Annotated in this window: 20 protein-coding genes; 1 reads left to right on the top strand and 19 read right to left on the bottom strand. The window is 52.9% G+C overall.

Annotation, left to right across the window (positions count from 1 at the left end):
* Nucleotides 1-26: 26 nt before the first annotated feature.
* From acsC to NQ534_RS19090, 15 genes are all read right to left on the bottom strand, one after another.
* Nucleotides 27-1373, bottom strand: coding sequence for an acetyl-CoA decarbonylase/synthase complex subunit gamma (gene acsC / locus NQ534_RS19160; protein ID WP_006861150.1), 1347 nt, complete (start codon nucleotides 1371-1373; stop codon nucleotides 27-29).
* A 31-nt stretch (nucleotides 1374-1404) separates the two neighbouring features.
* The gene (gene acsD / locus NQ534_RS19155; protein ID WP_006861151.1) at nucleotides 1405-2346 is read right to left on the bottom strand and encodes an acetyl-CoA decarbonylase/synthase complex subunit delta; all 942 of its coding nucleotides are present in this window, start codon (nucleotides 2344-2346) and stop codon (nucleotides 1405-1407) included.
* A 462-nt stretch (nucleotides 2347-2808) separates the two neighbouring features.
* Nucleotides 2809-4950, bottom strand: coding sequence for an acetyl-CoA decarbonylase/synthase complex subunit alpha/beta (gene acsB / locus NQ534_RS19150; protein WP_040782576.1), 2142 nt, complete (start codon nucleotides 4948-4950; stop codon nucleotides 2809-2811).
* Nucleotides 4951-5044: 94 nt separating this feature from the next.
* Nucleotides 5045-5821 carry an ATP-binding protein gene (locus tag NQ534_RS19145; protein WP_006861153.1) on the bottom strand — a complete coding sequence of 259 codons (777 nt, stop codon included), beginning with the start codon at nucleotides 5819-5821 and terminating at the stop codon, nucleotides 5045-5047.
* A 27-nt stretch (nucleotides 5822-5848) separates the two neighbouring features.
* Entirely contained in the window at nucleotides 5849-7741 is a 1893-nt protein-coding gene (gene cooS / locus NQ534_RS19140; RefSeq protein WP_040782480.1) for an anaerobic carbon-monoxide dehydrogenase catalytic subunit, read from the bottom strand.
* Nucleotides 7742-7769: 28 nt separating this feature from the next.
* Nucleotides 7770-8540, bottom strand: a complete 771-nt coding sequence (locus NQ534_RS19135) for an ATP-binding protein (RefSeq protein ID WP_040782483.1) — start codon at nucleotides 8538-8540, stop codon at nucleotides 7770-7772.
* A gap of 53 nt (nucleotides 8541-8593) precedes the next feature.
* Entirely contained in the window at nucleotides 8594-8776 is a 183-nt protein-coding gene (locus NQ534_RS19130) for a CooT family nickel-binding protein (RefSeq protein ID WP_006861156.1), read from the bottom strand.
* A 14-nt stretch (nucleotides 8777-8790) separates the two neighbouring features.
* Complete coding sequence (locus NQ534_RS19125; RefSeq protein ID WP_040782485.1) at nucleotides 8791-9219, bottom strand: DUF8180 domain-containing protein; 429 nt, start codon at nucleotides 9217-9219, stop codon at nucleotides 8791-8793.
* A 170-nt stretch (nucleotides 9220-9389) separates the two neighbouring features.
* A complete protein-coding gene (locus tag NQ534_RS19120; protein ID WP_006861159.1) occupies nucleotides 9390-10184 on the bottom strand; it encodes an ABC transporter ATP-binding protein in 795 nt (264 codons plus the stop codon).
* Entirely contained in the window at nucleotides 10177-11145 is a 969-nt protein-coding gene (locus NQ534_RS19115) for an ABC transporter permease (RefSeq protein ID WP_006861160.1), read from the bottom strand. Before NQ534_RS19115 ends, NQ534_RS19120 begins: the two co-directional genes overlap by 8 nt.
* Nucleotides 11146-11196: 51 nt before the next feature.
* The gene (locus NQ534_RS19110) at nucleotides 11197-12276 is read right to left on the bottom strand and encodes an ABC transporter substrate-binding protein (RefSeq protein WP_006861161.1); all 1080 of its coding nucleotides are present in this window, start codon (nucleotides 12274-12276) and stop codon (nucleotides 11197-11199) included.
* Between the two features lie 109 nt (nucleotides 12277-12385).
* Nucleotides 12386-13393 carry an NAD(P)H-dependent glycerol-3-phosphate dehydrogenase gene (locus NQ534_RS19105; RefSeq protein WP_006861162.1) on the bottom strand — a complete coding sequence of 336 codons (1008 nt, stop codon included), beginning with the start codon at nucleotides 13391-13393 and terminating at the stop codon, nucleotides 12386-12388.
* 15 nt (nucleotides 13394-13408) lie between these two features.
* Nucleotides 13409-14062, bottom strand: coding sequence for a glycerol-3-phosphate 1-O-acyltransferase PlsY (gene plsY / locus NQ534_RS19100; RefSeq protein ID WP_006861163.1), 654 nt, complete (start codon nucleotides 14060-14062; stop codon nucleotides 13409-13411).
* Nucleotides 14062-15390 carry a ribosome biogenesis GTPase Der gene (der, locus tag NQ534_RS19095; protein WP_006861164.1) on the bottom strand — a complete coding sequence of 443 codons (1329 nt, stop codon included), beginning with the start codon at nucleotides 15388-15390 and terminating at the stop codon, nucleotides 14062-14064. The genes plsY and der overlap by 1 nt, the downstream gene beginning before the upstream one ends.
* On the bottom strand, nucleotides 15383-16753 hold the full coding sequence (locus NQ534_RS19090; RefSeq protein WP_006861165.1) for a DUF512 domain-containing protein: 1371 nt from the start codon (nucleotides 16751-16753) through the stop codon (nucleotides 15383-15385). Before NQ534_RS19090 ends, der begins: the two co-directional genes overlap by 8 nt.
* Before the next feature lie 144 nt (nucleotides 16754-16897).
* Between NQ534_RS19090 and prs the strand changes: the two genes are divergently transcribed.
* Entirely contained in the window at nucleotides 16898-18082 is a 1185-nt protein-coding gene (gene prs, locus NQ534_RS19085; RefSeq protein WP_040782490.1) for a ribose-phosphate pyrophosphokinase, read from the top strand.
* A gap of 26 nt (nucleotides 18083-18108) precedes the next feature.
* Here prs and pgeF read toward each other — a convergent pair whose 3' ends face one another.
* From pgeF to ylqF, 4 genes are read right to left on the bottom strand one after another with little or no spacing between them, the layout of a single operon-like run.
* On the bottom strand, nucleotides 18109-18984 hold the full coding sequence (gene pgeF / locus NQ534_RS19080) for a peptidoglycan editing factor PgeF (protein WP_006861168.1): 876 nt from the start codon (nucleotides 18982-18984) through the stop codon (nucleotides 18109-18111).
* Nucleotides 18985-19020: 36 nt separating this feature from the next.
* On the bottom strand, nucleotides 19021-19371 hold the full coding sequence (locus NQ534_RS19075) for a YraN family protein (protein ID WP_040782491.1): 351 nt from the start codon (nucleotides 19369-19371) through the stop codon (nucleotides 19021-19023).
* Nucleotides 19372-19412: 41 nt separating this feature from the next.
* A complete protein-coding gene (gene rnhB, locus NQ534_RS19070) occupies nucleotides 19413-20171 on the bottom strand; it encodes a ribonuclease HII (protein ID WP_006861170.1) in 759 nt (252 codons plus the stop codon).
* A gap of 3 nt (nucleotides 20172-20174) precedes the next feature.
* Nucleotides 20175-21059, bottom strand: a complete 885-nt coding sequence (ylqF, locus tag NQ534_RS19065; RefSeq protein ID WP_006861171.1) for a ribosome biogenesis GTPase YlqF — start codon at nucleotides 21057-21059, stop codon at nucleotides 20175-20177.
* Nucleotides 21060-21150 lie beyond the last annotated feature (91 nt).

Below are 21150 nucleotides of genomic sequence, written 5' to 3'. Positions count from 1 at the left end.
GTGTTATCCTCCTTAGATAATAAATTTTAAAGGTTCATATCTTTTAAGAATTTTACTAACTGTGCAGCTTCTGCCGGGGCAATGATAACCTCCCAGCCCGGAAGCTTCGCCTCGATCTCGCCCTTGAGGACAGCAACCTTACCCGGAATGATGAGCTTGCGGCTCTTGATTTTTCCTTCGATATCCTGCTCTTTCCAGAACTTTTCAATCGTTCCGGCAGACAGCTTTCCAGCAGCCCATGCAGTCAGTACGGAAAGTCCGCCCGCATCGCTGATGATCAGATTGCACGGTACGCCGGAGCGCTCCAGTTCGCCGGATACCAGGAAATATGTAAGCGCAAAGTCTACGGTGGTCAGACAGATGGAATTTTCATCCGCACCGTTGAGCGGGTAGATACCCGGCTCCACACGCATCGGCTTCTGCGGGTCTGTGAAGATGTTCTGACGCAGACCATACAGCGGCTGTGCCTCAGAATAGGTCATTTCCTGCATAACAACGATGGAACCATATTTGATGGTGAATACCGCTGCCAGTGCAGACTGCAGATGCATGTCATCCTTTGCAACCTTTACCAGGTTTACGATGGACGGATAACCAAAGCTTCTGTCGCCGTCCTTGATGGCCGCCTTGCGGACACGTACCGTGTTTGCGAAGGTCTCCTTTACAGTTGCTCCCGTGGTGTCGATCACCAGATTCTTGTTTCCAAGAGCTTCCAGTGCTTTTACAGTGTCGTATAATCCATTGATATCAGCGCCGGTAACGCCAAGCACTACGCCGGCTTCGGTTGCTGCTGCGCTCATTTCAGCATAGTTTTCCGGTGTCGCGCCGTTCAGGATGGGCTTGCCGTCCTTACATACAGCCAGAGCCGCCTTTGCCACTTCCACATCGGTGCAGCCAAGAATCAGCGTTCTGCCGAGTGCCGCTGCTTTCTTTACCAGCTCTACATAATCAGTTGCGCCGTCTGCGGAGTAGTTTACGTATACCATTTCCACGTACATTCTCTCGCCGATACGCTCATAATCTACTTTCGGAATGCCAGCCAGAGCCGCGTCGATTTCTTCCGCGCTCATGCAGTTGCACAGAGCAACGGCATATCTTGTCTTGCTGACAAATGTTTTCTCGTGACGTTCCATAACCGTCTCGCCGCCGAGTGCAAATTCCTCGCTTCCGGTACCTACTTTTACTGTCTTCATAGGCGGTGCGGTAGCCTCGGATAACTGAGCCTTTGCATCCTCTGAGAAGTACGGGCAGGCGTTGATGTCAACCGCGCCCTGCGCCACCTTCATAGAGAAAGCCATACATGTCGGGCTTCCGCATTCCTTACAGTTTTTCTTCGGTGATAATTTGAATATATCCAGACCTTTGAGTGCCATAATTCTTTCTTCCTCCTTAACAGCAATTATACTAAACTAATTCTTTAATCATCTTGGAAATAGTTGCGATTGATGTCGGATGTTTCAGAATTACAGCATTGGAGCCGCAGGCTAAGTCGGCTGCTGCAGTCTGTACTTCCATATCTACGCCACGTCTTTCCTGGTCTCCCCATTCCGGCATATCAGCTTCGGTTGTAACAGCTTCCTTTACGCCCCATACCTCAGATGCTACCGGTGTGATGATCGGCATCTGGAGCTGTGTATCGTTCTGGGACAAAGCCGCTGCTTTTACACGCTGCATGGTCGATGCAACGTACTCATAACCGTAGCCTGCAGCCGCGGTACCTACGTTCATTGCAATGCTGGAGGCATTGACACCTAACTGTGTCAGTAATACATTCAACTGTTTTGCAAGGTTGATATCAACAGAAGATTCCGCGCCGACAATCTGATTGTATGCAAGACCGGCAGCAGCGCCGACTGTTTTGTAGTTTTCTTCTCTTGCCGCAAGGATAATGGCATTCTTTCCCTGTACTGCTTCCGCAGCCTTGGAGAGAAGCTCCGCATCTCTTTCTGCGTTCTTGGAGCCCGCAACAACCAGCGGACAGTCCACTGCCTCTGCAACCTCTTTCAGTGCAGCCATCAGTTCCTCTGTTGATTTGTTTGCTCCGTTGGGATCGCCGCCCTCCATACGGAAGCATAAGAAGTCTACACCCTCAAAAGAAGCAGCTCTTTTTGCGATATCTGCCAGTGTGGTGCATCCTTCATAGTATTTTTTTACACATTCCAGTTCATTTTCCATACCGAAATCTGTGATCTCGATACCTACCTTCGGTGCGTTTTCAATCGGTGCGTCGAAAGTGTAGAACGGCAGAACGTTTTCTCCGCCAAGAGTAATCGCTTTGTCGCCGGTGCCAACGGTTACTGTCTTAATGCTGGCATTGAACTTTCCTGATTTTGCTGTAAACGGCATTTTAAATTTCCTCCTTCATAAAACATCTACTGCATTTTTCTATGCATTTTTTTAACCGCACCCCGGCCGGCCGGGTGTTGCCTGCCGGCGCGCGGGGAAAAACAAATTGGTAAATCCAGCCGCGCAGATGCGCGGGTGCCGCTGCTTGCGCAGCTTAAAGATTTCGTTACATTTGGGTGTTTCACGCTGCTGAATCATGTTAGACTCAGAAAAATGCTGCGCATTTTTCCCGCCACGTGCACACCTTATACTCCGGAATCCAGACGTGCAAAAGCACGTCTGCCGCTGCTTGCGCAGCTCAAAGATTTCGTTACATTTGGGTGTTTCACGTTGCTGAATCATGTTAGACTCAGAAAAATGCTGCGCATTTTTCCTCGTTAAGCAATCATGCCGTGCTTTGCACGTCATAACGGCTGCTCACTGCGTTCGCACCCGAAAATCGGCGGAGCCGATTTTGATTGCTTACATCATTGGTTCCATTGTAAGTGCCGGGTGTCCTTTTTCTTCCAGGAATGCCAGCAGTGTCTCCGGATCTTCTGCCACGGTCTCGTCGCCGATCATATCGGTGAAGTTGTCGATTCCGTAAAGCTCTTTTGCGGTTGCGTTGAGTCTGTCTTTTACCTGCTCCTTCAGTTCCTTCGGCATCCATACGATACGCTCGATACCGCCCTCTGCCTTCATGAACTTCTTGGAAGCGATGAAGTGCTTACCATGTCCCATGAAGCCCGGTGTCTGTACACCGCCGCCGGTCATGGAAGCCAGCTCTGAGAAGGTCATACCGATCGGGGTCATGCCTGCGTACTCACGGTTTGCGATGCAGACACCGTTGGACAGCGGCTCGATACCGCAGATACACTCGAAGCATCCGCAGCTCGTCATCGGCTTTTCGATGATGGAGTACAGGGATACGTCTTCCAGAGCACCCTGGGAGAACTTGCGTACTGCTTCGTTTACATCCTCATATTCACCGATTCTTTCATCGATCGGTCTTTCTTTCGTGATTACCTGGCACGGTCCCTGCGGATCAAGCTCGTTGGTTGCTTTCGCATCCAGCCATGAAACGGCGCCGCAAAGTCCAAGTCTCTCCGGTGTTACCACACATACGTGGCTCGGTGAGAATGCCTGGCACATGATACAGCTGTAGTATACGTCAACGCCCTCGTCTGTCAGTGTGGTCAGACGCTCGTCGCGCTTGTCATATACCGGAGTAGCCAGCTCATGACGAAGTTTTGTACACTCTGCCGCATCGGTGCAGATCTTCACCTGGCACTTGTCCACAACTGCAGCAAATTCGCTCTTTACCTTAGCGTAAAGCACTTCGCCGATATGTTTCAGACGGAAGCCTGCATTATAGGTATCCTTGCTGATACGGATACGGATCATATCACGCTGTCCGGTATGCATCATACCTTCCACGCAGTTAAGGTAGGAATGGAATTTACGCTCAAATACGGACTCGAAATCAGCCTGCATCGTCTTGCCGGCTACCTCTACCACATACGCAATGCTCTGCTTGCTGCCTTCCGGCATTTCATCAATATCCGGTCCAATGACCTCGATCTTGTGGTCTTCCACTTCGGAAGCATCCTTCGTCTGTACCAGCTCGAAGCAGTCCACACGGGAGCCATCGAATTCTACCTGCATATCGCCGCGGCGGATAATTTCGCCCTCGAATGCGGAAGCAAAAGCAACCGGGATATCGATATGTGTAATTTTAATCTTAATGTCGCGTGCTTCCAGGGAGGTCGCATTGAACTTGCTGACATCCGGCTGCACGATAAGGCTCTTCGGAACCTTGATATTAACTGCCTCTGCGGTTGCCACATCGTTGGTAACTACCGGGAAGCCGAGTGCGATAGCGCCTGCGCCGCATGCAACAATAACCGGGTCAAGCGGAGCGAACGCGTTTACAAATGCCGGTACACGCTTCATGGTGTATTCCATCAGACCAGAAGCATCGCCGCCCTGGATGTTGCCGAAGATCAGTGCTGCACGCACTGCAACGGATACTACATGAACAACGCTGGTCACATCCTTGCCAAGCGGGATTACACGCACGTTTGCGCCGGTCTTGTAGCCAAGCTCTTCACACTGGTCGATAATACCGCCAACCAGCGTAACCAGAATACCCTGTGCCTGGTAGGATTTTACCAGGTCCACACCTTCCTGTGCGGTCGGAGCGGAGCCAAGGATAACTGCAACGCCCGGAATATCGCCGGTTACAAGCGGAACACCGAGCTCACGGATAATCGCATCACCCAGATGTCCGTAGCACGGAGCCTCGTAGGGAGCTGCACCGTCGATGTATTTCAGCGCTTCAATAAACTCTGCGCAGAGCGCCGTAGCAATACCGGACATAAATACATCGTTCAGACGTTTTTCTCTGGTCATAAGAGATTTAATTGTTCCGAGAGCAGCCTTCATGTCGCCGAGGTTGGAAATCTTTGTTCCGGTTACCCCGAAGTAACACGGCAGGCTGTATGCGGTGTCCGGAAAAGCAACTGCCTTATCCGCACCGTGCTGTGCGATAGCTGCGTCGACAGCGTTTTCTGTCAGTCCATACACAGTATCGTTTCCACTAAATACAACATCAAATAAAGTCACCGTAATTTCCTCCATTCATCGTTTCACTTTAAATAAAGAATCATCACATCTTAATGTCTGTCCGGTTTTCAGGAACACCAGTCTGTCTGCCGGATTACGGCTGTTCTGCCGTCCGGTCGATTATTTCTTTAATCTTCCGGATTTCTTCCACTGCAGATTTGCTGAAATCATAGGGAGAAGCGCCGCTGCGGTCCGCATCGATCACTTCCGTGCTGTAATGGACAAAGCCCAGCAGATCCTCCGCCGGAATCCTTGCGCGGATAAATTCCTCATCCTTCTCATCACGCACCTTGTTTGCGACCACCCGTACCTGCTTAACCCCAAGCTCCGTCGCGAGACGTTTGACATTGGCATAGGTCTGGATGCTCCTGGCGCCCGGTTCGATGACAACGACAAACTGGTCCATGCCGGATGTCGTGCCGCGTCCGAGATGCTCAAGACCCGCCTCCATATCCAGAATCACAACGTCCTCCCTGTGGAGCACGAGATTATTGATGATGCGCTTCAGCATGACATGCTCCGGGCACACACAGCCGCTTCCGGCTGTATCCACGGTGCCCAGCACGAGCAGCTTCACGCCGTTGCACACCTTTCCATAGGTATCCGGGATATCACTCACCTTCGGGTTGATGCGGTAAAAGGTATTGTCCTCGTTTGCCCCAGTACGCTCCTCGATGAGCTTGCGCATTTTGGTAATCGGAACGATTTTCTCCAGCTCCTCCTCCGAGAAGCCAAGCGCAAGCCCCAGATTCGCGTCCGGATCCACATCCGCCGCCAGGACAGGTCTCCCTTCTTCTGCATATAATCTTGCAAGGGTAGCGGCAAACGTTGTTTTACCAACGCCGCCTTTACCGGTCACTGCAATTTTCATAGTGTCTCATCCACCTTATGTATGATTTTAGATGCCAATAGCTGTACGTTTCTCTTCGATTCTCTCAATCATCAGGTCAACCAGCTTTTCGATGTCCTTTTCCACTGTATAAGCAGCCTCTACCCAGTCTCTTAAGCCTTCTGTCAGCAGCTTGCTTACCTGGTCGGAACCGGATACATACGGGTCTACGCCAAGGAAGGTATCGATACCGGTTGCTACTACGTAGTTTCCGATGGAAACCGCTTTTTCGGACATCCATTCCGGAGCGCACCCCACTACCGGAAGCTGGGAAATGTTCAGTCCGGAATCCTTTGCCAGCTCTGAAACAAGAATCATCATACGGCTGATATCCACACAGGAACCCATATGAAGTACCGGCGGAATATCTGCCAGCTCACAGACTCTCTTCAGACCGGCGCCGCAGAGGTTCTTCGCTTCCTTATCCATCAGACCTGCCTTTGCTGCAGCCTGTGCGGAACATCCGGATGCCACCACGATAATATCGTTTGCGATCAGCTTCTTCATCAGCTCGATGTGCGCATAGTCCGGACGGATCTTCGGGTTGTTGCAGCCAACCATCGCAACTGCACCGCGGATAACACCGGAGGTGATGCACTCGATGAGCGGCTTTGTGGTACCTGTTTCATCTACCTGGGAGTTGGTAACGCCGTCCAGCGTCTTTACGATTGCCTCCACAGAGTAGCCTACTGTAGCCTTCTGCTTCATATCCGGGATATATACAAGATCCGGATTTCTGTTTTCAAAGTTATCGATTGCCATCTTTACGATTGCCTTTGCGTTCTCTGCAGCGGTATCCGCATGGAAACGAATAAACTCAGAATCCGGCATCTGTGCGATCGGAGAGGTCGTCACAAATTTGGTGTGGAAGCATTTGCTTAACGGACCAAGCGCCGGGAAGATACACTGTACATCTACCACGATTGCTTCACATGCACCGGTCAGCACCACGTTCTCCTGCTGGAGGAAGTTTCCTGCCATCGGGATTCCGCGGCGCATTGCCACTTCGTTGGAAGTACAGCAGACACCGGAAACCGTGATGCCCTTTGCGCCCTTGCTCTTTGCGTAGGCAATCATTTCCGGATCATCCGCATATTCGCAGATCATTTCGGAAAGTGACGGGTCATGTCCGTGTACAACGATATTTACATTATCCTTATTCATAACGCCCAGGTTTGCCTCGGTGTCAACCGGCTTCGGCGTTCCAAAGAGCACGTCCGAGAACTCGGTGCCCGCCATAGAACCGCCCCATCCGTCGGACAGACCGGAACGAAGGGACTGACGGATCAGCGCCTCCGGCTTTGAGGAACATCCCATATGCGTCATGTGCAGGGAGCAGGATACCTCGCGGTCGATCGCGCGCGGAGCGATCTCCTCTCTCTCCCAGATTTCCTGTGTGTGCTGCGGTGCTCTCTTCAGGAAATTCTGATGACCGAACACCTTACCATACTCGCTGAGACCAAGGATTGCCACTTCATGGGCAAGATCATAGATATCCTTTCCTTCTGTCTCCACGCCCCATTCCTTCGCGATGCGAATCAGCTTCTCCGGGTCTTTTACCTTGTACGGACCTTCCGGCTTCGCATGATACAGCGTGTTGCAGATCTCACGGCCGTGGTCAGAATGCGTAGCAGAGCCGCCCGCCGTAAATTTCAGGTAGTTACGCGCTACGATACCGTGAGCGTCGCATCCGCAGATGCCCTTCGGTGCCTTGGGTGTAATACGGCACGGACCCATTGAGCAAATCTTACAGCAGATACCGGTCTCGCCAAATTTACAGTGCGGTGTCTGGTTTTTCACACGGTACTGCCATCCGTCTGCGCCTACTTTTTTGCCGGTCTCCAGCAATTTTTCGGTAGCCGCTTCCATTTCTTCTACTGTTGTCAGCTTAAAGTCTCCCATCATAATCCTCCTTGACTGGGTTATAATATTAAATCTTTAACTTATCTATGATACTGTGCAGCGCCTGCTTCACCGGAGAGGTTTCCGGTAAATCTACCATTGGTCTGCCGGCACAGTCATATTCGTAAACCTCGGCGTCCTGCGGCACAACGCCCAGCAGGGTGAGCCCCTGCTTTTCGATTTCCTCCATCGTGCCCTCATTCAGCCTTCCCTCCGGAGCACGGTTGACGATCAGTCCCATCGTTTCCGGTTTCAGACCAAGCTCTTTTGTGAGCTGCGCGATTCGTCCGACCGCCTGCACGCCGCGCCTGGAGCAGTCGCTCACCAGCAGGATCATATCCACCTTCGGCAGAATGCCGCGGCTGATATGCTCCATGCCCGCCTCGTTATCCACGACAACATACGGGTAATTCGGCGCCAGCTTCTGAAGCTGTGCCTGCAGAAGTCCGTTTACATAGCAGTAGCAGCCTGCTCCCTGCGAACGCCCCATCACCAGCATATCATAATCATCTTCCTCCGCCAGACAGCGGCTGAACATAAATTCCATGTAATCCGCCTTCGTCATCCCCACCGGAATCTGTGAATTTCCGGAAGCCTCCGCTTTGGACATTTCCTCGCGGATATCGCCAAGCGTCATTTCAACGTCGATGCCGAGGACTTCATTCAGGTTTGAGTTTGCGTCCGCATCCACCGCCAGCACCGGGCGTTTTCCCTGTTCACAGAGATACTGGATAAACAGACCGCATAATGTGGTTTTTCCGACGCCGCCTTTTCCGGCGACTGCAATCGTAAATGACATAAATTCGCGCTCCTTATTGTTTCCTTTACCTGACACGCAGATGTCCGGGCATATCAGCAGTTGATTTCCACTCTGCCGCCGGTGAGGTCCGCCATCGCGATGGTTCCCTCTACCGTTTTCTGCTCGCCCATTACGTCTGTCAGGGTGATAAGATTTCCATTTACTTCAATTTTACTGACGTATTCCAGAAGAACACAGTCAGGCTGATTCTTTTTTACAACGGTGGAAAGGCACATATTGTTCACCTCCGTTATGCTTCCTTTACCAGGGACAACGCGAGACCAAGATAGAGATTTCCTTTCTGGAACTCATCCACCGCTTTGCGGATCTGTTCGGCAGCCTTCTCATGACCGTCCGCCGCCAGCTTGTCCGCCATCTGGTCAAGCTCCGCCGCATGATGCGTGTTGTGATCCAGCATATACTGCAGAAGCGCGGCGTTTTTGTCCGCCGGTGATGCTCCGCCGTCCTGGCATCCGTGACAGCCTTCTCCCCCCGCATGACTGTGGCAGTGGTCTCCGTGCTGATGACACTGTCCGTCTTCATGGCTGTGCTCATGATTTTCCTCTGCGCCATGCTCATGCTCATGCGGATGAGAGTGCTCATACGTATGGGTATGCGTGTGCTCATGCGTATGGGTGTGTGTACAGACATTGCCATTTTCGTCCGTTACAATATGCACTTCTATAGCCTCCTTTCCTTATGATATTGTTAATTTTTTGACAGGGGATTGCAGTATCCCCTACTATGGGATAGTATAGCATATTAAACTGGAAATCTCAACAACGAAATTGTACTTTAAAAAAACAAAAAAGACAGATTGCCTGACGACAGTTCTGTCTTTTCCATCTGCTATGCAAGCATCATACGGTCGTTTGCAAATTCGCCACCGCTTGCCTGTTCAAATTTCTGCAAAAGGTCGGAAACCTTGAGATTTTTTTTCTCCTCTCCCGCCACATCGTAGATAATTTTTCCTTCGTGCATCATAATCAGACGGTTGCCGTGTGCAATGGCGTCCTTCATATTATGCGTGATCATGATGGCGGTCAGATTGTCGCGGGCGATAATCTTGTCGGTCGCCTCCAGCACCTTCGCCGCCGTTTTCGGGTCGAGCGCCGCCGTGTGCTCATCCAGAAGGAGAAGCTTCGGTTTTTTCAAGGTCGCCATCAGAAGCGTCAGCGCCTGGCGCTGTCCGCCGGAGAGAAGTCCCACCTTCTCGGTAAGCCGCTCCTCCAGACCGAGGTCCAGAATCTTCAGCTTCTCCTTATAGCGCTCCCGCTCCGCCGCATTGATGCCGCTCTTCAGAGTGCGCCGCAGCCCGCGCCGGGAGGCAAGCGCCAGATTTTCTTCAATCTGCATACTGGATGCCGTTCCGGTCATCGGATCCTGGAACACGCGTCCGAGATACTTCGCGCGCTTATATTCCGGAAGCCGCGTTACATTGATGCCGTCGATAATGATCTCGCCTTCATCCACCGGCCACACGCCGGCAATGGCGTTCAGAGTGGTGGATTTTCCGGCGCCGTTTCCGCCGATGACTGTCACGAAATCGCCCTCATTTAATACCAGGTCAACGCCGCAGAGCGCCTGCTTTTCGTTGACCGTCCCCGGATTGAAGGTCTTTTTTATTCCAATCAGTTTAAGCACGGCCGGCACCTCCTTTTTTTGCCTTTGAGAAATATTTCCCTTTCAGATGCGGAATTGCAAGGAATACTGCGACCACAAGCGCCGAAAGCAGCTTCAGATCGTTGGAATTCAGTCCGAGCCAGAGCACCACCTGCAGCACAAGATAATAAATAATCGCGCCGAGCGCTACCGCAATCAGCTTTCCGGCAAAGTTATGCGCAAATCTGCCGAACACCACCTGGCCGATAATTACAGCGGCAAGACCGATGACGATTGCACCGCGTCCCATGTTGACGTCCGCAAAGCCCTGGTACTGGGCGTACAGGCCGCTGGAGAGCGCCACAATGCCGTTGGAGAGCATCAGACCGATGATTTTGCTCAGATCTGTATTGATGCCCTGCGCACGGGACATATTCGGATTGGAACCGGTAGCGCGGATGGCGCATCCCAGCTCGGTTCCGAAGAACCAGTACAGCAGCGCAATAATAACCACGATAAAAATGATAACGATAAAAATCGTATTTTTATAAAACGGCACATCCTTGATATTGCGCAGAGAAGCGATCAGAGGATATTTATCCACACTGATTGCCTGATTCGCTCTTCCGCCCATAATGCGCAGATTGATGGAATACAGACCAAGCTGCGTCAGGATTCCGGACAGGATCGCCGGGATTCCCATCGCCGTATGAAAAATGCCCGTCACAAGCCCGGCAAGCATTCCCGCGCCGAACGCACATGCCAGCGCCACCGGCACGGAGTATCCGTTCAGCAGCATCATGACACAGACTGCGCCGCCGGTACACATGGTGCCGTCCACAGTTAAATCCGCCAGATCCAGGATTTTATAGGTAATATATACGCCGATTGCCATAATTCCCCAGATAAGCCCCTGGGCGCAGGCGCCTGGCAATGCATTAAAAAGATTTCCAATGTTCACAGCTTTTCCTCCACCGCAAAACGACGGGCTGCCGCATGACATCTCTGTCCGCGACAGTCCGCTGTAATGATTTACTGCCTTACTATTTCGTATTTATGCTTCTGTTTCTGCTTCTGTTTCTTCTACAGCCTCTGTTTCAGCCGCTTCTGTTTCTTCTGCAGCTTCCGTCTCACCTTCCGCCGCTTCTGTCTCTTCCTCAGCGTCTGCTCCGATAGCTTCGTAGCCTTCCGGAATTGTGATGCCAAGTGCTTCGCATCTTTCCGGAACGTATTTCTTTACAAACTGCGGAGCAAATTCAATCGGCATGGTGCTGACATCAGCGCCGTTTACCAGAATCTCATAAGCCATTTCACCGGTCTTGTAGCCGATGTCGTAGTAGCTGATGGAAAGAGTTGCAATACCACAGCCCTCACAGATACCTTCCTCGCCCGCGATGATCGGAACGCCTGCCGGCTCGCAGATATTGTTGATGATCTCTGTGTTGGAAGCCGCCGTGTTATCTGTCGGAACATAGAGCGCATCGCACTCTGCCGCCGCTGTCGTCGTGATGGACGCGATATCATTGGAATCCGCAAAGGTGTATACGTTGCAGGTAACGCCCGCTTCCTCCAGAGCCGCCTTTACAGTATCTACCTGGTATACGGAGTTCGGCTCTGCGGAGCAGTACAGAAGACCGACGGTCTTTGCATCCGGAAGCAGCTCCGTGAACATTGCCGCCTGCTCATCGAGCGGTGCAAGGTCTGAGGTACCGGAAATATTTGTGCCGGTGGAGCCTGTCCACTCCTCATCCGGAATGTCCAGCGCTACATTGTATACGGTGATGGAGGTTCCGAGAATCGGGATATCTCCTGTTGCCGCAGCAGCCGCCTGCAGGGACGCCGTTGCGTTCGCCATGATAAGGTCTACATTGTTGGATACAAACTGGTTTACGATCGTCGCGCAGTTTGCGGAATCGCCGGACGCGTTCTGCTCATCAATCACAACCTGGTCGCCAAGCTTCTCTGTGAGCGCATCCTTAAAGCCCTGTGTAGCCGCATCCAGTGCAGGATGCTGTACAAGCTGGCAGATACCGATATTATATGTGGTATCCTCCGCATTTACTGCCACGCCGAGCGCCGCTGTCATAGAAACTGCCATACCGGCTGCAAGAACCTTAGAAATTACTTTTTTCATTGCTCATTCTCCTCTTTTCTGCTGAATTACGCTTTCGCTTTAACGGTTTAAAGCACGTTAGTAAAAATATACACCCATTTTACAGAATCGTCAAGCAATATTTTGCATTCTACCAGACAGGTCCTCCGCTTTCGCTCTTTGGTCCGCGCATCATCAGCTCGTTTACCGCCTCGTCCGCGCGTTTTCCCTCAAACAGGACTTTATTTACCTGCTCTACGATCGGCATTTCGATATTGTATTTCTGTGAGAGCGTCAGCGCCGCTTTTGCAGAGTAAACGCCCTCCACAATCATCTTTACCTCCGCCATCGCTTCCTCCATCGTGCGTCCCTGCCCGATGAGATAGCCCGCCCTGCGGTTGCGGCTGTGCACGCTGGCGCAGGTCACGATCAGGTCGCCGATGCCGGTAAGTCCGTAAAAGGTTTCCGGTCTGCCGCCCATCGCGGTTCCCAGGCGCGAGATTTCCGCAATACCTCTGGTAATCAGCGCCGCCTTCGTGTTGTCGCCGTAGCCCAGCCCATCCGCAATGCCCGCCGCCAGGGCAATCACGTTTTTCAGCGCGCCGCCCAGCTCGATGCCCAGCATATCCGGACTCGTGTAGACGCGGAACACCGGACTGATAAAGATATTCTGCAGATACTTCGCTGTCTGCGCATCGTGCGCACCCACCACACAGGTCGTCGGGATGCCGCGTCCCACCTCCTCGGCGTGGCTCGGTCCGGAGAGCACCGCCGCATTTACGCCCGGAAGCTCCTCCTCGATAATATCCGTCAGCGTATCAAGCGTCGTCTCCTCAATGCCCTTCGCCACATTCACAACGATCTGTCCTTCTTTTAACAGCCCCTTCAGCATTTTACTGGTGCTGCGCGTATACGGGGACGGCACCGCCATAATCAGCACCTCTTTGTCCGCCGTAATTTCCTGCAGATCGTCCGTAAAAAGAATGTCCTCCGACAGATGGACGCCGGGCAGCTTCGTCTCATGCTCCCGCTTTTCCTTCAGCATCGCAATTTCTTCCGGAATAACTGACCAGACGCTCACCTCATGTCCGTTGTTGTGAAGCAGCACAGAAAGTGCGATTCCCCAGCTTCCCGCGCCGATAATACCAATCTTTGCCATATAAAGCTCCTCCTGTTACTCTTTTTTATTCTTTTTAAATAAATAAGTCTTCCGCTCCGTTCCCGCAAGCAGCCGCTTTATGTTTTCCCGGTGCTTCCAGAACGCCATCGCCGCCAGCAGAATCGTCACGATATACATTTCCACAAGATACTGCTGCTCCATGCCGAACGCCCCGGTCTGTCCCAGCACGATAATCTCGATGACCAGTCCCACATAGACCAGAAGCGACCCAAGGGAGACGTAATGCGTCAGAAGAAATACCGTAAAAAACGTGATGATGCCGCAGACCGCAATCACCGGATGCAGTGAGAGCACCAGCCCTGCAGTCGCCGCAATCCCCTTGCCTCCGCGGAAATGCAGATAAAACGGAAAGTTATGTCCGAGGATGACCCCGGCGGCAGCATAAAGCTCCAGCAGCGGCAGAATATCCGCGTGCGCCTTTCCGAAGCAGATGCGCACCAGCACGACCGCCAGCACACATTTTATGCAGTCGCCGAAAAAGGTCAGAAGTCCCGCCTTTGTCCCCATTGTACGCAGCATATTCGTGGTGCCGGCATTTCCGCTGCCGTATTCACGGATATCAATGCCGTGAAGCCTGCCGATAATATAACTTGTCTGAAACAGTCCGAACGCGTAGCCGATAGCCACGCAGATGATACGAATCCACATTATTTTTCTCTTTCCTTTCGTTCCCGGATAATGAATTTCAGCGGAGTTCCGCGGAATCCAAAGGTATCCCGGATTTTATTTTCCAGATAGCGCGTATAAGAAAAGTGCATCAGCGCACGGTCATTGACAAAAATAACGAAAGTTGGCGGCTTTACGGAAACCTGCGTGATGTAATACAGCTTCAGGCGCTTTCCTTTATCAGAGGGCGGCTGCTGCAGCGCCACCGCCTCCGAGAGGATTTCGTTGAGCACGCCGGTCGCGATCCGCATCGACTGATTCTGCACGATCATATCGATCATGTCAAAGAGCTTCGCAAGCCGCTGTCCGGTCTGGGCGGACACGAACATAATCTCGGCATACGGCATAAAGGAGAGCGTCTCCCGGATTTTCTCCGTGTATTTGTAAACGGTTTTATCGTCTTTTTCGATAGCGTCCCATTTGTTTACGACGACCAGGATTCCCTTGCCGCGGTCATGCGCAATCCCGGCAATCTTTGCATCCTGCTCCGTCACACCCTCGACGGCATCGATCACCACTACCACCACATCGGCGCGGTCCACCGCCGTCACCGTGCGGATAATACTGTAGCGCTCCAGCTCCTCTTTGATTTTGTTTTTCCGGCGCAGTCCCGCGGTATCGATAAACACATATTCTCTGCCGCCCCAGGTAATCGCCGTGTCGATGGCGTCCCTGGTCGTTCCGGCAATATCGGAGACGATCACGCGGTTTTCGCCCAGCAGCTTATTGATGATGGAGGATTTGCCGACATTCGGCTTTCCCACCACCGCGATGCGCGGACGGTCGTCCTCCCTCTCCTCCTGCCCGTTTTCCGTAAAATAGCCGACTACCACGTCCAGCATATCGCCGAGCCCCTGCTTTCCCGCCGCGGAGATGGGCTGCGGGTCGCCGATGCCGAGGTTATAAAATTCGTATACATCCGGCAGGGATTTTTCATAGTTGTCCGCCTTGTTTACGGCGAGAACCACCGGCTTACGGCTGCGGCGCAGCATATCCGCCACCTTGGAGTCCGCGTCAATCAGCCCCTGCCTTACGTCCACCATGAAAATAATCACATCCGCCGTGTCAATGGCGATCTGCGCCTGCTCGCGCATCTGCGAGAGAATCACATCGCTGCTGTCCGGCTCGATTCCGCCGGTGTCAATAAGGGTAAACTGATAATTCAGCCATTCCACATCCGCGTAAATGCGGTCCCGCGTCACGCCCGGCGTATCCTTCACGATGGAAATATTTTCGCCTGCCAGCGCGTTAAACAATGTGGATTTTCCCACATTCGGTCTTCCTACTATCGCTACGATCGGTTTACTCAATGTCTTTCACCTCATATGGCTGTGCCGTTTTTCCTTCCTCGTCCTGCTCCTCCAGAAGGACGGCATGCACAAAATCCTTTCCGCCTGATTTTACAATACAGGCTTTTGTCTGTAAAGTCTCCTCAAGTTCCTTTAAGGTAATATCGTCCAGAAATACTGTCTCGCCGCTCTTAAACATACTGCACGGGAGCAGCAGCGCATCGCCGAGCGGTTTATCCCGCAGCGCCCGGATAATATCCTGTCCCGTCAGAAGCCCCGATACCGTGATCCGCTCTCCGAAAAATTCATTTTTTACCGGATAGACCTGCACGGATACGCCCGGATATTTCTGTACCAGCGCCTCCGCCGCCCGTCTGATATACGGAGCCGCCAGCAGTCCCGTCACAAGCGATACACTGTGACTGCGCGCATCGCCGGTGCGCTCCTGTATGGCCTGCGTCGTTTCCTCCTGAAACAGCCGCAGCATCCCGACGCCGTTTTCAAGCTGCAGATAACCGTCGTAGGTCTCCTCCGGCGGCAGCTCCTCCTCCGCCAGCAGATACCACTCGTCCCCGGCATGGATAAAATGCGTGCCGTGCTCTCTGTACAGCTTTTCCTGCCAGCGGTGGATAGTCCCAAGCACCGCGCGCGCATCCTCTTTTGTGAACGGCTCCAGCGGATACAGCCCCTCGCGGAACCTCGTCAGTCCGACCGGAACCACGGATACGCTTCTCAGATACGGCAGATAGCGCGTAAGCTGACGGATGGAGTATTCCAGCTCCTCCCCGTCGTTGACGCCCTTGCAGAGCACGATCTGCCCGTTCATTTCGATGCCCGCCTCCGCAAGACGGTCGACCTTTTTCAGCGCCTCGCCCGCAAAGCGGTTGCCCAGCATTTTACAGCGAAGCTGCGGATTCATTGTCTGGAACGAAATATTAATCGGCGACAGATGATACCGGAGTATCTGCTCCATATCCATTTCGCCGATATTCGTCAGGGTCACATAATTTCCCTGCAAAAAAGAAAGTCTGGTATCGTCATCCTTAAAATACAGCGTCTTTCGCATTCCCGGCGGCATCTGGTCGATGAAACAGAAGATGCACCTGTTGCGGCAGGAGTGATAGTCGTCCATAAAATCGTTTTCAAACTCCAGCCCAAGGTCCTCCTCAAACTCCTTCTCAATCTCCAGCTCCCATTCTTCGCCGTCCGGCTTCCGTATCAGAACGAGTAACTCCTCCTCGTTGCACAGATACCGGTAATCCAGGATATCGCGTATCCGCTGTCCGTTAATGGAAACCAGCTCGTCTCCTGGGGAGATCTCCAGCTCCTCTGCGATGCTCCCCTCCAGCACACGGCTGACGATATGCTTTTTCTTATTCTTCATCAGAAATTTACTCCTTTGCTGCTTATCATACTAAATTTGCCGCAAAAATGCAACCTAAGCGACAAATTTCTTGACGTGCGCCATCCGAACGGATATACTGGACATAGAAATATTTTGTAAAATGTACATATTATGGAGGTCCTCATGTCCGATTTGTTTGACCCATTGCGTCACTCTATCCCACTTGCGCCGCTCAAAATAGCCGCATTGGAAGGCTGCCGCGACTTTGCGCAGCAGGTAAACCAGCATCTCGTAGAATACAGGCACACCAACCCCACCCTGCCCGCCGACAGCATCGCCTATGCGGAATATGCGGCGGATTCTTTTCTTGTGGACTGCGCCTGCCCGCGCTTCGGCACCGGAGAAGGAAAAGGTATCATAAACACCTCTGTGCGCGGAAGCGACCTTTTTATTCTGGCGGACATCACAAACTGCAGCCTCACCTACAAGGTCTGCGGCTACACCAATTATATGTCGCCGGATAATCATTTCCAGGATTTAAAGCGCATCATTTCTGCCAGCGACGGAAAAGCAAAGCGCATCAACGTCATTATGCCGTTCCTCTATGAGGGCAGGCAGCACAAGCGCTCCGGAAGAGAATCTCTCGACTGCGCGCTCGCCCTGCAGGAGCTTGCGGCGATGGGCGTCAGCAACATTCTTACCTTTGACGCGCACGACCCGCGCGTGCAGAACGCCGTGCCGCTGATCGGCTTTGACACCTTTATGCCGACCTATCAGTTTCTGAAAGCGATCCTGCTCTCCACGCCGGATTTCAAAATCGACAGCGACCATCTGATGATTATCAGCCCGGATGAGGGCGCCATGAACCGTGCGGTCTATTTTTCCACGATTCTCGGCGTCGATATGGGAATGTTTTACAAGCGCCGCGACTACTCTACCATCGTAAACGGCAAGAATCCTATCGTCGCGCACGAATTTCTCGGCGATTCCGTGAGCGGCAAGGATGTGGTCATCGTGGACGATATGATTTCCTCCGGCGAAAGTATGCTGGATGTGGCAAAGCAGCTCAAGGACCGCAACGCGAAGCGCGTATTTGTCTGCACGACCTTCGGACTGTTTACGGACGGCTTTGATAAGTTCGACGAATATTATCAAAAGGGTTATCTGGACAAGATTATAACGACGAATCTGAATTACCGTGACCCGGAGCTGTTTACAAAACCGTATTATCAGGAGGCGGACATGACCGGCTTTCTGGCAAGCATCATCGATTCCCTGAATCATGACGTTTCCATCGAGCATATTATCTCCCCGACCTACAAAATCAATCAGCTTCTTGCAAAGATGAGAGCTTCGGAAGCCGTGTAAATATTCCGCTCAGAAAAAGATACCGGCTATGGATTTTCCTGCCGCAGTCCGAGAAAGGCGGCGAGATTTCCGCGCTTTCCGTGTGAGGCGCGGTGGGAAAACAAAAGCCTGGGGTTGCAGCAGGTACAGATATCGGTGACGGAAATATGCTCCGGCAGAATGCCTGCCTCCTCCAGAATAATCTCATTTGCGCGCCACAGATTTAACTGGTATTTTCCGTTTTCTTTCCGATAGTACAGTTCATCGTAATAGCGGGCGTCAAACGCCTCCCGGAAGGCATCGATAACATCTCCGCTCACCTCGTAGCATTCCTGACAGATAGAAGGTCCGATTGCCGCCCGGATATCCTCCGGACGACAGCCAAATGCTTCCTGCATGGTCTGTACCGTGACTTTTCCGATTTTACCCACAGTGCCGCGCCAGCCGGAATGGGAAAGACCGACCGCTCTCTTCACCGGGTCGGCAAAATACAGCGGCACGCAGTCCGCATAGAAGGTGGCAAGCACAATCTGCGGCACATTTGTGACCAGCCCGTCCACGTCCGTGTAATCGCGCGGAAAGCAAATGCCCTTGCCGCAGTCAGCTTCCGTGACGACACGCACATTCGTGGTATGCGTCTGGTCGGAAAACACCAGCTTCTCCTCCGGAAAGCCGATAGCGGCGGCAATGCGCCGGTAATTCTCCCGGACATTCGCCTCGTCGTCACCTCTGGAAAAGCTCAGATTCATGGAGGACAGATGTCCCGTGCTCACACCGCCGAGCCGTGTGGAAAAGCCGTGTACAATGCCGTCCAGCTTCTCCAGCGACGGATACGTCAGCCACACGACGCCGTCTTTTTCATTTGTGCGCAGAACAGGCTGCTGCCCGCTGCGCTTCCAGACAATTTTTCCCGTATCTTCCATTAGACAGTTCCTCCCGTCAGAAAACAGTTTCTCCCGTCAGCCACCCCAGAAAGCATCCTTTACGTGCGTGATCTGCTCTCCGTCAATGCCGATTACATCAAAACGGCATGGCGTTTCCGCGCTGTATCCGTGCTGCAGCAGGTAACACTGCGCTGTGCGGACAATGGTTTTCTGCTTGCGCGCATCCACCGCCTCCAGCGGCGTTCCCAGATGGCTGTTTGCGCGGTATTTCACCTCCACGAACACCAGATACCTGCCGTCCCGCGCAATCAGGTCGATTTCCCCGCTGCGGATGCGGTAATTGTATTCCAGGATGCACATACCGCACTGCTCCAGATAGGCTGCCGCGCGCTTCTCATATTCGCTTCCGATTGCTCTTTTATTCAAAAATATTCCTCCCACAACGTTCCCGCATGGAGACCGGGCTTTTATAATATGTTTTTCAAAAAGCTTGCCCGGTGAATCGGCGAGGGCCCATACTGGCGCAGCGCCTCGATATGTGCTGCAGAGCCGTAGCCCTTATGTGCGGCAAAGCCGTACTCCGGCATGAGCGCATCGTATTCCTTCATCAGCCGGTCCCTGGTCACCTTGGCAATCACGCTTGCCGCGGCGATGGACAGGCTCTTTGCATCGCCCTTCACAATCGGCACCTGCTCAATATCCGTTCCCGGAATCCGCACCGCATCGTTCAAAAGAATATCAGGGCGTACCGAAAGAGCGCCGATTGCGTCGCGCATCGCCTCATAGGTCGCCTGCAGAATATTAATTTCATCGATCCGCGCCGGAGACGCCATGCCGACGCCGACCGCCACCGCCCGCTCCATGATTTCATCGTACAGCTGCTCACGCATTTTCTCTGAGAGCTGCTTGGAATCATTCAGATAACGGATGGTACAGCCCTTCGGCAGGATGACCGCACCGGCGACCACCGGTCCCGCCAGAGGACCTCTGCCCGCCTCGTCTATGCCGCAGATATACGTGTACTTCTCATAAAGCCGCTCGTAATGCAGCATTCTGCTGAGGCGCTCATCCTCCTGCGCCTCTTTTTCCAGCTTTTTCTGAAAGCGCTGCACCAGCGCCTTCGCCCCGGCTCTTTCATCCGCCGCGTATTTCTGCAGACATCCTGACAGCTCTTCCCGGCTGGCTGCTTCAAGCTCCGCTTTTATCTCTGCTATTTTCTTCTGCATCTCCTACGCTTCACCTCCGGCGGTCTGCTCATGCTCTCCGGGAGTATTGTCCGGAAATTCCAGCGTGATTCTCCCCAGTTTTCCGCTGCGGAAATCGTCCAGCAGCAGCGCCGATGCCTTTTCATAATCCGGCTCGCTTCCCTTGCGGATGCAGCCTCTGCCCACGGCAATCTCATCCAGCACGGCAACCGGCGTTCCTTCCTCCGCGCAGGCATAGCGCTGCGCCAGAAGCCCCGGATAGCGCGTCTTCAGAAAAGTAATCAGCTCCAGCGCCAACTCCTCCGTATTTAAAATCTCATCGCGGATGGAACCAATCAGCGCCAGGCGCAGCCCGACCGTCTGGTCCTCAAATTTCGGCCAGAGGATCCCAGGCGTATCCAGCAGCTCCACATTTTTGTTGAGGCGTATCCACTGCTTTCCCTTTGTGACGCCCGGACGGTTGCCCGTCTTCGCGCATGCCCTTCCGGCATAGGTGTTGATAAAGGTAGATTTTCCAACATTGGGGATTCCGGCGACCATCGCCCGCACCGGACGGTTTAAAATCCCGCGTTTGCGGTCGCGCTCTATCTTTTCACGGCACGCCTCCTGCAGAACCCTGCCCAGCGCGTTCATTCCGTTTTTCCGTCTGGAATCCAGGGCGACTGCATAATACCCCTTCGCCCGGAAGTGCTCGATCCACGCCTCGCATCCGGCGGCGTCCGCCAGGTCCGCTTTATTGAGCAGCAGCACACGCGCCCTGTTTTTTCCAAGCTCATCGATGTCCGGATTCCGGCTGGACTGTGGAATGCGCGCATCCACCAGCTCGATAATCACGTCTATCAGTTTTATGTCCTCCTGCATCATACGCTTCGCTTTCGTCATATGACCGGGATACCATTGATAATTCATAAAAACCTCTCTGAAAATACAATATCGTCATCATTTATCAGTCTGTGATGCCTCCGGATTTTCTGCGACATGCGCACCCTCCATCCCCGGC

It is taken from the genome of Marvinbryantia formatexigens DSM 14469 (assembly GCF_025148285.1).
GTDB classification, from domain to species: Bacteria; Bacillota; Clostridia; order Lachnospirales; family Lachnospiraceae; genus Marvinbryantia; species Marvinbryantia formatexigens.
This window is presented reverse-complemented; position numbering and strand designations above follow the sequence as displayed.

Coding starts and splice junctions, on each gene's coding strand:
- NQ534_RS19115 (WP_006861160.1), bottom strand. CDS start 11,145: ATGTCATGCGGCAGCCCGTCGTTTTGCGGTGGAGGAAAAGCTGTGAAC.
- NQ534_RS19090 (WP_006861165.1), bottom strand. CDS start 16,753: ATGAAGAATAAGAAAAAGCATATCGTCAGCCGTGTGCTGGAGGGGAGC.
- NQ534_RS19105 (WP_006861162.1), bottom strand. CDS start 13,393: ATGGCAAAGATTGGTATTATCGGCGCGGGAAGCTGGGGAATCGCACTT.
- NQ534_RS19145 (WP_006861153.1), bottom strand. CDS start 5,821: ATGAAAATTGCAGTGACCGGTAAAGGCGGCGTTGGTAAAACAACGTTT.
- NQ534_RS19135 (WP_040782483.1), bottom strand. CDS start 8,540: ATGTCATTTACGATTGCAGTCGCCGGAAAAGGCGGCGTCGGAAAAACC.
- acsC (WP_006861150.1), bottom strand. CDS start 1,373: ATGGCACTCAAAGGTCTGGATATATTCAAATTATCACCGAAGAAAAAC.
- NQ534_RS19110 (WP_006861161.1), bottom strand. CDS start 12,276: ATGAAAAAAGTAATTTCTAAGGTTCTTGCAGCCGGTATGGCAGTTTCT.
- cooS (WP_040782480.1), bottom strand. CDS start 7,741: ATGGGAGACTTTAAGCTGACAACAGTAGAAGAAATGGAAGCGGCTACC.
- prs (WP_040782490.1), top strand. CDS start 16,898: ATGTCCGATTTGTTTGACCCATTGCGTCACTCTATCCCACTTGCGCCG.
- ylqF (WP_006861171.1), bottom strand. CDS start 21,059: ATGAATTATCAATGGTATCCCGGTCATATGACGAAAGCGAAGCGTATG.
- NQ534_RS19130 (WP_006861156.1), bottom strand. CDS start 8,776: ATGTGCCTTTCCACCGTTGTAAAAAAGAATCAGCCTGACTGTGTTCTT.
- rnhB (WP_006861170.1), bottom strand. CDS start 20,171: ATGCAGAAGAAAATAGCAGAGATAAAAGCGGAGCTTGAAGCAGCCAGC.
- pgeF (WP_006861168.1), bottom strand. CDS start 18,984: ATGGAAGATACGGGAAAAATTGTCTGGAAGCGCAGCGGGCAGCAGCCT.
- acsD (WP_006861151.1), bottom strand. CDS start 2,346: ATGCCGTTTACAGCAAAATCAGGAAAGTTCAATGCCAGCATTAAGACA.
- plsY (WP_006861163.1), bottom strand. CDS start 14,062: ATGTGGATTCGTATCATCTGCGTGGCTATCGGCTACGCGTTCGGACTG.